This is a genomic window from Pseudomonas retamae, from assembly GCF_043496865.1.
In the GTDB taxonomy this organism is placed as follows: Bacteria; Pseudomonadota; Gammaproteobacteria; order Pseudomonadales; family Pseudomonadaceae; genus Aquipseudomonas; species Aquipseudomonas retamae.
The window spans coordinates 45194-54632 of sequence record NZ_JBIEIL010000021.1; the positions used below are offsets into that span (position 1 = coordinate 45194).

10 protein-coding genes are annotated in these 9439 nt (G+C 58.9%); 7 read left to right on the top strand and 3 right to left on the bottom strand.

Going from position 1 to position 9439, the window contains the following annotated elements:
* Nucleotides 1-49: 49 nt before the first annotated feature.
* Complete coding sequence (locus ACGSLL_RS27455) at nucleotides 50-865, bottom strand: sulfite exporter TauE/SafE family protein (RefSeq protein ID WP_394508582.1); 816 nt, start codon at nucleotides 863-865, stop codon at nucleotides 50-52.
* Nucleotides 866-976: 111 nt separating this feature from the next.
* Between ACGSLL_RS27455 and ACGSLL_RS27460 the strand changes: the two genes are divergently transcribed.
* Together ACGSLL_RS27460 and ACGSLL_RS27465 are read left to right on the top strand one after the other, a co-directional pair.
* A complete protein-coding gene (locus ACGSLL_RS27460) occupies nucleotides 977-1744 on the top strand; it encodes an AraC family transcriptional regulator (protein WP_394508583.1) in 768 nt (255 codons plus the stop codon).
* A 93-nt stretch (nucleotides 1745-1837) separates the two neighbouring features.
* Nucleotides 1838-2155, top strand: coding sequence for a helix-turn-helix domain-containing protein (locus ACGSLL_RS27465; RefSeq protein ID WP_394508584.1), 318 nt, complete (start codon nucleotides 1838-1840; stop codon nucleotides 2153-2155).
* Nucleotides 2156-2190: 35 nt separating this feature from the next.
* On the opposite strand, the gene ACGSLL_RS27470 is transcribed toward ACGSLL_RS27465, so the two are convergent.
* Nucleotides 2191-3246, bottom strand: coding sequence for an MBL fold metallo-hydrolase (locus ACGSLL_RS27470; protein ID WP_394508585.1), 1056 nt, complete (start codon nucleotides 3244-3246; stop codon nucleotides 2191-2193).
* 212 nt (nucleotides 3247-3458) lie between these two features.
* Here ACGSLL_RS27470 and ACGSLL_RS27475 point away from each other — a divergent pair, with 212 nt between their 5' ends.
* The 3 genes from ACGSLL_RS27475 to ACGSLL_RS27485 all read left to right on the top strand — a co-directional run bounded on the left by ACGSLL_RS27475 (nucleotide 3459) and on the right by ACGSLL_RS27485 (nucleotide 6744).
* A complete protein-coding gene (locus tag ACGSLL_RS27475) occupies nucleotides 3459-4067 on the top strand; it encodes a TetR/AcrR family transcriptional regulator (RefSeq protein ID WP_394508586.1) in 609 nt (202 codons plus the stop codon).
* 450 nt (nucleotides 4068-4517) lie between these two features.
* A complete protein-coding gene (locus ACGSLL_RS27480; protein ID WP_394508587.1) occupies nucleotides 4518-5837 on the top strand; it encodes a methyl-accepting chemotaxis protein in 1320 nt (439 codons plus the stop codon).
* Nucleotides 5838-6036: 199 nt separating this feature from the next.
* The gene (locus ACGSLL_RS27485; RefSeq protein ID WP_394508588.1) at nucleotides 6037-6744 is read left to right on the top strand and encodes a CTP synthase C-terminal region-related (seleno)protein; all 708 of its coding nucleotides are present in this window, start codon (nucleotides 6037-6039) and stop codon (nucleotides 6742-6744) included.
* 184 nt (nucleotides 6745-6928) lie between these two features.
* On the opposite strand, the gene ACGSLL_RS27490 is transcribed toward ACGSLL_RS27485, so the two are convergent.
* A complete protein-coding gene (locus ACGSLL_RS27490) occupies nucleotides 6929-7255 on the bottom strand; it encodes a DUF2025 family protein (RefSeq protein ID WP_394508589.1) in 327 nt (108 codons plus the stop codon).
* A 221-nt stretch (nucleotides 7256-7476) separates the two neighbouring features.
* Between ACGSLL_RS27490 and ACGSLL_RS27495 the strand changes: the two genes are divergently transcribed.
* Nucleotides 7477-8604, top strand: coding sequence for a glycerophosphodiester phosphodiesterase (locus tag ACGSLL_RS27495; RefSeq protein WP_394508590.1), 1128 nt, complete (start codon nucleotides 7477-7479; stop codon nucleotides 8602-8604).
* Nucleotides 8605-8760: 156 nt separating this feature from the next.
* Nucleotides 8761-9066, top strand: a complete 306-nt coding sequence (locus ACGSLL_RS27500; RefSeq protein WP_394508591.1) for a PepSY domain-containing protein — start codon at nucleotides 8761-8763, stop codon at nucleotides 9064-9066.
* The last annotated feature ends 373 nt before the right edge of the window (nucleotides 9067-9439 follow it).

Below are 9439 nucleotides of genomic sequence, written 5' to 3' on the forward strand. Positions count from 1 at the left end.
AGCGTTCAGTTATCGATTTTGGTTTCTTGCGCTGTAGTCTGGCAATGGTTCATTTCACCGAGATAAACAGCAGCACGATAATCAGCAATCCAATATAGACCCATGCATGCACCCGATCTGGTATCCGCCCAATCCATGGCGCGGCCAATCGAATCCCGATGAGCGAGCCAACCGTCAGCACCGCAAACGCCAGCAAATCCACATACCCGACAAACCACACCCCCAACTCAGCCTGACTGAACCCGGCCAGCGCCATGTACGTCAACGTCCCGGCCAATGCCACCGGCACGCTCAGCGGATTGGCCATGGACGTCGCTTGCGACATGCTCAATCCGCAACGGCGCAACAGCGGCACGGTCATGACGCTTCCTCCTACACCGAGAAAGGTCGCGATGGCGCCGATGCCTACGCCGCCGGTGGAGTTTTCTGTAAGGCCGAGTCGGCGTGGGATGACACCTTCGGTGCGGCGAAGAAATCCGCGTCTGAGCAGGCAATCGATGATGGTCACGCCGAGGTAGGCGATGAAGGCGTAGCGAATGATGTCGCCGCTGACCCACACTGCCGCTATTGCACCTACGACCGCACCCACTGCGATAAACCCACCCAACGGCCACAGGTAATGGCGGATGAGATGGCCGGCGCGGCGATGTTGGTTGGTGGCGATCAGGGCGTTGACGATCATTACGCAGGTCGAGGTGGCGACGGCGATGTGCATGGCCGATTGGCTGATCGGGTCGTCGGCGCCGTGGCTGGCGGTGAGCAGGCGATACAGCAGCGGCACAATGACGAAGCCGCCGCCGAAGCCGAATAGCACGGCGGAGATGCCGGTCAGGCAACCGAAGCAGGTCAACAGTAGGTAGAACATGTCGAGGCGTCCGTGGTGGGAAAGCGCTCGACGATAGAGTTTCGCCGCTTGGCCCGCTTCAGCATGTCGGACAATAATGTTTGCGTTTACGCCAACCACCGGAAGTCGCACATGCGCAATGTTTCGATCAGCCAACTGGATGACACACCGCGCAAAGTGGTGGCGCTCGGTACGGATTATTCCCACGGTCACCTACTGCCTTTTCATACACATCGGCGCGCGCAGTTGTTGTACGGCGCGACTGGCGTGATGCAGGTCCGTACCCATGACGGCAATTGGGTGGTGCCGCCGCAGCGGGCAGTCTGGGTTCCCCCGGGGGTAGCGCATGAAGTGTTGATGCTCGGGGTCAGCACGCGCAGTTTATATATCGAGCCCGGTACGGTGGACCTGGGCTCGCGCTGCCAAGTGATCAGTGTGTCGCCGTTGATGCGTCATCTGTTGATGGAGGCGGTGGCAGCGCCGCTGATTTACGACCAGGCAGGACGTGACGGTGCACTGTTTGACTTGTTGTTGCATGAGCTGACACGCAGCGAGGTGCTGCCCCTACATATCCCTATGCCAGCCGAAGGAAAGCTCCTCAGTCTGTGTCAGACCTTTCTGAACAAGCCCAACGCACACCTATCCCCGCAGTATTGGGCCGAGCAGATACACATAAGCTTACGCACCTTTAACAGATTGTTTCGGCAGCAGACCGGGCTCAGCTTTCGCCAGTGGCGGCAGCAGGCCTGCGTAGTGCTGGCGCTGGCGCGGCTGGCCGAGGGCGAGGCGGTCACACGCATTGCGCTGGACTTCGGTTACGAAAGCCCGGCAGCGTTCTCGACGATGTTCCGGCGCGTGCTCGGTCAGGCACCGTCCGTCTGGTTGGAGGCGGCGAAGTAGGGCAAATCTAAAAATGCGTTTGATCCCGGCCAAAAACAACTGTACAAAAACACAGTACATTTTCAATCAGCACTTTTGAGCCCGGAGCACACCATGGCCTCTCTTGCGATGAACCACATTCTCGAACGCATTGCCCTTTTCCAGTTCACCCCGACGCACTGCGTCCAGGCCCGAGCGATGCTGGGCTGGAGCGTGGAACAACTATCGCGCGAGGCGCAGGTGCCGGTTGAAGACATTCAACGGTTCGAGTCGCAGCAAGAGGTTGCGGATGCGACGCGTTTGGCGCTGGCTTATCGATTTGAAGCGCTGGGGTTGGTGTTTTTTCCGGGATTCAGGCCGGGGCGTAGTGCGAGTGTTCGAGCGGCGGCATCGGAAAGCCTGGAGCGTGGGGAATATGCAATGGCTGAATAGTCGGTTCGCCACAGGTGCGAACCGACTTCAACCCATCATGCATTCTGCGCCACCACCTCACCCTCCCCTTCAACCGCCAGCCACCACGCACTGCCGCGTTGCGGTTGAGCGATGTTGAACGCTTCGCCCATCTGCGGGGTGGTGATGGCGACGCTGCGTTCCCAGGCCAGGGCGAGGATGCGGTCGAAAGGTTCGTGCCAGGCGTGCATCGCCAGGTCGAAGGTGCCGTTGTGGATCGGGAAGAGCCAGCGGCCCTTTAGGTCGATGTGCGCTTGCAGGGTTTCTTCTGGCTGCATGTGCACGTGTGGCCATTCGACGTTGTAGGCGCCGGTTTCCATCAGGGTCAGGTCGAACGGCCCGTACTGTTCGCCGATGCGTTTGAAGCCGTCGAAGTAACCGCTGTCACCGCTGAAGAAGATGCGGGTGTCGCCGTCGATCATTACCCAGGACGCCCATAGCGTGCTGTTACCGTCGAACAGGCCGCGACCGGAAAAGTGCTGTGACGGCGTGGCGATGAAGCGAATGCCGGCGATTTCCGCGCCCTGCCACCAGTCGTACTGGCGGACTTTGCTGGCCTCGATGCCCCATTTGATCAGGGTATCGCCAACACCCAGCGGCGTGAGGAACAGGTTGGTTTTCGCGGCCAGTCTGAGCACGGCAGCGTAATCGAGGTGATCGTAGTGGTTGTGGGAAAGGATCACCGCTTCGATCGGCGGCAACTGGTCGATGCTGATCGGTGGCTGGTGAAAGCGTTTCGGGCCGGCCCACTGCACCGGTGAGGCGCGCTCGGCGAACACCGGGTCGGTGATCCAGAACTTGTCGCGCATTTTCAGCAGCAAGGTCGAATGGCCGAGGCGATAAACGCTGTGGTTCGGTGCGGCCAGCAGATCTTCGCGGGTCAGTGCTTGCACCGGGATCGCGGCGCTAGGCCGGGTAGTGCGCGGTTTGTGGAAGATCATGTTCCACATGATTCGCAGCATTTTGCGCAGGCCTTCGCGCTGCACGGGTGCGTGATTGCGGAACAGGCCTTGATCCTGGCGCGAGGCTTCAGGCTTGGAAGTGTTATCCGTGAGCGAAACTGGATTGGCCATGACTGAATGACTCCGGAACGCCGCGTATTACACGGTTTTCCAACGGTGGGACGGTTGATGGCCAAGCTGCACGCAAAGGCCGAACTGTCGGTTTTGTAAGCGGCGAGGATTAACGCAACATTACACTGACGGGTGTAGTTTCTAGGTTGCATCAAAGCTGCCGCCAAGTAAACTGCCAAGTGTAATTTCCTCTTTTTTGCCTAAGCGACCTTATGACAGCTCCCCAGCGCCTCACCGAGCGTAAACGCGCAGCCATTATTCAGGCGGCGATTGCCGAATTCCGTGCCAACGGGTTCGAGATCACCAGCATGGACAAGATCGCCGCGAGCGCTGGCGTTTCGAAGCGCACGGTGTACAACCACTTCCCCAGCAAGGAAGAATTGTTCGCGGAAATCCTCAATCAGTTGTGGGCGCGCATCAGTGCCGAGCAGTCAGTCGCCTACCGCCGCGATGTACCACTGCGCGAGCAGCTGTGGCCGCTGCTCCAGGCCAAAGTGCAAATGATGGCCGATGAAAACTTTCTGACGCTGGCGCGTGTGGCGATCGCGGCGACCATCCACTCGCCCGAGCGCGCGCAGAACATGATCGAGCGCATGGGCGAGCGCGAAGAAGCATTGACCGTATGGATTCGCGCGGCGCAGGCCGATGGTCGTGTAAAAGCGGTCGACCCGGAATTTGCTGCGCATCAGGTCCAGGGACTGCTGAAGGCCTTTGGTTTCTGGCCGCAGATATCGATGGGCCGCGCCGCGCTGGATGCCGCGACGCAGCAGACCGTGGCCGAATCGGCGCTGGAGATGTTTCTGGCGCGCTATCAGGTCTGAACCTCCTGCCGAACCAGCGCGACCGACGAACGGTTGGCCGCCTGAATAATCCTGCAACGTATTTCAGGAACAATCTTGCGCAGATTGTTCCGGTTCCAGTGCGCCTGAGTATCGGTGCAAACCGCTTCGCATGTTGTACAAGAATGCCAGTAAAGCTCCGGATCATGCCGACAACATGCTTATAATCCCGCCATGCAAGGCTTGCAGCCATTCAAGACGCCATCCGGCAAATTGCTGACCGATCGGTCTACCCTCCCTAAAACTTATACAAATTTATAAAAACGCACCTTCTTGTACAAGTTTACGATTTTTTGTATAAGTAGCACTCTGCCAGCTAAGGAACGCTGGCATTGAGCAGTCACCACCGAATGCCGCCCCGCGCATTCGGTCTGCCGGCGCGGTAATAGGGACTGAATCCTTGATCTTCCCAATTTCCAGAGTACTGCGAGCATGTTCTTCAATCGCCAAAAATCCATCATCGACGACCTTCAGCGCACCCTCACTGAACAATCCGGCCTGCTCGACGCGATCAATCGCTCGATGGCGGTGATCGAATTCGATCTGGAGGGCGTGGTGATGCGCGCCAACGACAACTTTTTAAAGACCATGGACTACACGGCTGAACAAGCCATCGGCCAGCCGCATCGGCGTTTCTGCACATCGGAATTCGGCCGCAGCGCGCAATACACCGAACTGTGGTCGCGCCTGAAGAATGGCCAGTTTCAGTCCGGCACGTTTGAGCGGATCAACAGCCAGGGTCAGCCGATCTGGCTCGAAGCCAGTTACAACCCGATCAAGGATGCTTCGGGACGCGTGGTGAAAGTGGTCAAGTACGCCATGGACGTGACCGCCAAGGTGCAACAGGAAAGCGAAGCCAACGCCAAGTTGCAGGCGATTGACCGGGCGATGGCCGTGATCGAGTTCGACCTGGAGGGCAATGTCCTCACCGCCAACCAGAATTTTCTGACGCGCATGGGTTACACGCTCGCCGAGTTGAAAGGTAAACATCACCGGTTGTTCTGCACTTCGGAGTTGGTCAACAGCGGTGCGTATCAGGATTTCTGGCGCCGCTTGAATCAGGGTGAGCTTTTTCACGGATTGTTTGAACGCGTCGATAAACGCGGGCAAATAGTTTGGCTCGAAGCCAACTACAACCCGGTCTACGACGCCGCCGGGCGCTTGTGCAAAGTGGTCAAGTTCGCCTCCGACGTTACCGCCCGTGTCGTCCAGCATGAGCAGGATGCACGCAGCGCCAGCGCGGCTTATCACATCTCGGTGGCGACCCGTAAAGTCGCCGAGCAAGGCACACAGGTGATCCAGCAAGCCGCCAGCGAAATGCGCGAGATCGCCGAAGACATCGCCCAGTCTTCAACCTTGATTGCGCAACTGGGCGAACGCTCCGAACAGATCACCGCCATCGTCAACACCATCCGCGCGATTGCCGACCAGACCAATCTGCTCGCGCTCAACGCCGCCATCGAAGCCGCTCGCGCCGGGGAACAGGGCCGCGGTTTTGCCGTAGTCGCCGATGAGGTGCGACTGTTGGCCGGCCGTACCAGCGGTTCGACCGCAGAAATTTCCAACATGATCGGCCTGATCCAGAGCGAAACCCGCCAGGCCATCAAGAGCATGGAAGGCACCCGTGGCCGCGCGGCGGAAGGGGTCGAACTGGCCAATCAGGCGGGCACGGTGATATTGCAGATCCGCGATGGCGCGAGTGAAGCGGTGGAGGCGGTGAGCATGTTTGCCAATGAACGGGCGCCGGGGTAAGGCGGCTTGGCTCGGGAGCGCGGTGGAATTGAGGTCTCGGCCTGGCAGTGAAGCGGCTTGCCGCGATCGCCAGCGGGCTGGCTCCCACAGGGACTTCGGTATAGCGAAGCGTGTTTTTTGACAGGGAGAAATGCGCTATCCAGTGCGCGAGCGCCCGATTATATTGTCCGCCAACAGTCAACAGCGCAGGGACACGCACATGGAACGCAGCGCCATCCGCATCGCCCTGATCGGCGATCACGACCCACAAGTCACCGCCCATCAGGCGATTCCCGTCGCCCTCGGGCTGGTTGCCGAACAGCTCGAGCGCGCGGTGCAATTCGAATGGTTGCCCACCGAGCAGATCCACGCCGATACGCCGCTGCACGCCTTCGACGGTTTCTGGTGCGTGCCGGCCAGTCCCTACAAAAGCGAAGCCGGCGCCTTGCGCGCGATCCGGTTTGCGCGCGAACAGCAGCGCCCGTTCCTCGGCACTTGCGGCGGTTTTCAGCATGCCGTGCTGGAATATTCGCGCAATGTGCTGGGCTGGGCCGATGCAGCACATGGTGAAACCTCGCCGGAGTCCGAGCGCGCATTGCTTACGCCACTGACGTGTTCGCTGGTCGAGGCAGTGGACCGCATTCATCTCGTGCCTGGCTCGTTGATCGCCAAGGCGTACGAAACGGCTGAAATCAGTGAAGGTTATCGCTGCCGTTATGGTGTAAACCCGCAGTTCGAACACGAATTGCTCAGCGATCGGCTACACGCAGTGGGGCACGATTCTGCGGGGGACTTGCGTGCCGTTGAGCTCAAGGATCACCCGTTCTTTGTCGCTACGCTGTTCCAGCCGGAACGCGCGGCGCTCAAGGGGCAGACGCCGCCGCTGGTGCTTGCGTTTGTTGAAGCTTGTGCCGGGAAGCCGTGCTGAGTTCGGCTCTGTTTAAGGCAAATGACTGGCGGCGCATTCACCGGCCTCATCGCCAGCAGGCTGGCTCCCACAGGGATCGGTGAATACTCAATTCCCTGCGGGTTCCTAAAGGATGCAGGCACGCCGCGAGCCAATGTGGGAGCCAGCCTGCTGGCGATGACGGCAACCCGGTCAGCGCAAGGCTTCAGCCCCGAACCAGACTGCGCACCGCCACGATCTCCGGCACTTGCACCTTGCTCATGTAAACGCGCAGCGGTTCGGTGATGTTGATCCGGTCGTCGATGTGTTGATCCAGCAGCAACTGGATCAACTCGCGTTTAAGGGTCATGGTCTGTTCGGTCGTGGCGGCCCAGACAAACTCGCTGGCGGGGATGATGCCGTCATCGGCGACGTCCATGCCGAAGGAGTCTTCGCTGAATCGGACGATGTATTGACCGGTCTTGCGGTTGAGGCCGACGAAGCCCTTGAGGTCGTCGGCGGCCTGGCAGATGAGTTGGGAGGTGATGCGCATGGTAAACCTCGCGAATGATGATCGATGGTTTACACGCAGGGCCATTGAGTGGCGCACCCTCTGCCGGGGTGTCTGCCGCGAGCAAGCGTACTGCAAACGGCGCCACAAACGTGCAGGAAAATTCGCTTTTGATACGTTTATGTCGGTCTTGCGCTGGCACCCGAGCGCTTCAGTTGTTAAAACAGTGCTCTTTGAAATTGCCCTGCGAAAGGAACTCGAACATGCCTGCCACTTTTAGCAAAAGCGCTTTGGTCCTGAGTCTGCTGCTCGGCCTCGGTCAGGCGCAGGCCGCCAGCCACAGCGCCCCTGAGGCCATCGCCGCGGCCCACGGCATCCCGCACCCGGCGGTGATCGCTCACCGTGGCGCGTCGTTCGATGCGCCGGAATCCACCGCCGCCGCTTATCGACTGGCCCGCGACCTGGGCGCCGACTACCTGGAGCTGGATTTGCAGCGCAGCAAGGACGGCGTGCTGTTCGCCCTGCACGATGACAATCTGCAGCGCACCACCGACGTTGCGAGCAAATTCCCGGAGCGCAAGGACAGCCCCGCCACCGCGTTTACCATGGCCGAACTGAAAACCCTCGACGCCGGTAGCTGGTTCAACGCCAAGTACCCGGATCGCGCGCGTCCGTCCTACGCCGGGCTGAAAATTCTGACCCTCGATGAAATCATCGACATCGCCCGCGCCAATCCGCAGCACAAGCCGGGTCTGTACATCGAAACCAAAGAACCGCAGCTGTTTCCGGGCATCGAACATGATCTCAAGGAAAAACTGCAGGACCGCGGCTGGCTGAGCCCGGCCGGTTCGAAACTGGCGAAAAGCGCGCTCGGTGTCGGCCAGGGCAAAGGCAAGGTAATCCTGCAGACGTTTGACAAGAACAGTCTGCAATTGCTGGAAAAGGAAATGCCGCAAGTGCCGAAGATCTTGCTGTTGTGGGTCGGCGAAGGCAGCATCGAGCCGAAATCGAACGTGACCTTTGCCGCCTCCGGCGAGAAGGACAAGAACGTTTTCTACGGTAAACAGGAACCGAAGTCCGAAGCTGAATTCAAGCAGTGGGTCGACTACGCCAAGGCCCAGGGCGCTATCGGCACCGGTCCGTCGGCCAAACTGACCCATGGCGGTGACCAGAGCTATTCGGATCTGGTGCAGCCGTGGATGAATCAGTACACCCATGATCAGGGCATGCTGGTGCATGTCTACACCGTCGATGAGCCAGTGGATTACGAGAAAGTCATGGCGGCCGGTGTCGATGGGATCTTTACCAACCGTGCCAGTGAACTGCTGAAGTTTTATAAGCGTCCGGCCACTGGCAGCGTTGAAGAAGTTTTGAAGAAGAACGGTTTCTGAGCCGTCATCGAGTTGCCTGCTTCGCGAGCAGGCTCGCTCCCACAAAGAGCAGTTTTATCGCGAGGCAGAGATTTAAGGGTGAATTAAGTTGCGCTGGTTAATCTGAACTCACTTACACAGATCAACCACTTCAACGCACCACCAAGGAATGAACCGATGAAAACTTTGACTGCCCTGTTTACCGCCGCTGCCCTGACTCTTACCGCTGGCCTGGCTCAGGCTGACGTGCGCATCGACCAGATCCCGCAACTGGTGAAAGACGGCAAGATCAAGTCGCTGGAGTCGATGAACGCCGAAGCGCTGAAACTGCATCCGGGTGCGACCATTACTGACACCGACCTGGATAACCACTTCAACGGTTATGAGTATGAAGTTGAACTGAAGGCCGCTGATGGCAAAGAGTTCGACGTGGACTTTGATGCAACTACCGGCAAGGTGTTGAGCAACAAGCAAGATACTTGATAGAGCGCTGATAGAGAGCCGCACGATTTAACGATCGTGCGGCTTTTTTGTGGCTGGGGTTTGGCGTGATGTTTGGGGTGACTGGGAAATCGATTCCCCCTCACCCCAGCCCTCTCCCCCAAGGGGGCGAGGGGGAAAGGGAGCAGATCGGGGGCCATTCAAAGCCTGAGTTCGCCTCGAGATCTCTGATAACTCTTGATCAGTTCAGAGCCTGTGTTCGCCTCGAGATCTCAGGTCGACATATCTCTGCAGTGGTCAACTAATTCCGGACACCTCGATAGGTGGTTTTGACGCCATCGCCCGCTCATAAACGGTCGGTGGCAGATACCCCAGTTTTGAGTGCAGCCGTTCGTTGTTGTAAAACCCAACAATG

Bases quoted from the DNA above. Each gene is read 5' to 3' on its own strand.
- ACGSLL_RS27465 (WP_394508584.1), top strand. From the start codon at position 1,838: ATGGCCTCTCTTGCGATGAACCACATTCTCGAACGCATTGCCCTTTTC.
- ACGSLL_RS27455 (WP_394508582.1), bottom strand. From the start codon at position 865: ATGTTCTACCTACTGTTGACCTGCTTCGGTTGCCTGACCGGCATCTCC.
- ACGSLL_RS27480 (WP_394508587.1), top strand. From the start codon at position 4,518: ATGTTCTTCAATCGCCAAAAATCCATCATCGACGACCTTCAGCGCACC.
- ACGSLL_RS27460 (WP_394508583.1), top strand. From the start codon at position 977: ATGCGCAATGTTTCGATCAGCCAACTGGATGACACACCGCGCAAAGTG.
- ACGSLL_RS27475 (WP_394508586.1), top strand. From the start codon at position 3,459: ATGACAGCTCCCCAGCGCCTCACCGAGCGTAAACGCGCAGCCATTATT.
- ACGSLL_RS27500 (WP_394508591.1), top strand. From the start codon at position 8,761: ATGAAAACTTTGACTGCCCTGTTTACCGCCGCTGCCCTGACTCTTACC.
- ACGSLL_RS27470 (WP_394508585.1), bottom strand. From the start codon at position 3,246: ATGGCCAATCCAGTTTCGCTCACGGATAACACTTCCAAGCCTGAAGCC.
- ACGSLL_RS27490 (WP_394508589.1), bottom strand. From the start codon at position 7,255: ATGCGCATCACCTCCCAACTCATCTGCCAGGCCGCCGACGACCTCAAG.
- ACGSLL_RS27485 (WP_394508588.1), top strand. From the start codon at position 6,037: ATGGAACGCAGCGCCATCCGCATCGCCCTGATCGGCGATCACGACCCA.
- ACGSLL_RS27495 (WP_394508590.1), top strand. From the start codon at position 7,477: ATGCCTGCCACTTTTAGCAAAAGCGCTTTGGTCCTGAGTCTGCTGCTC.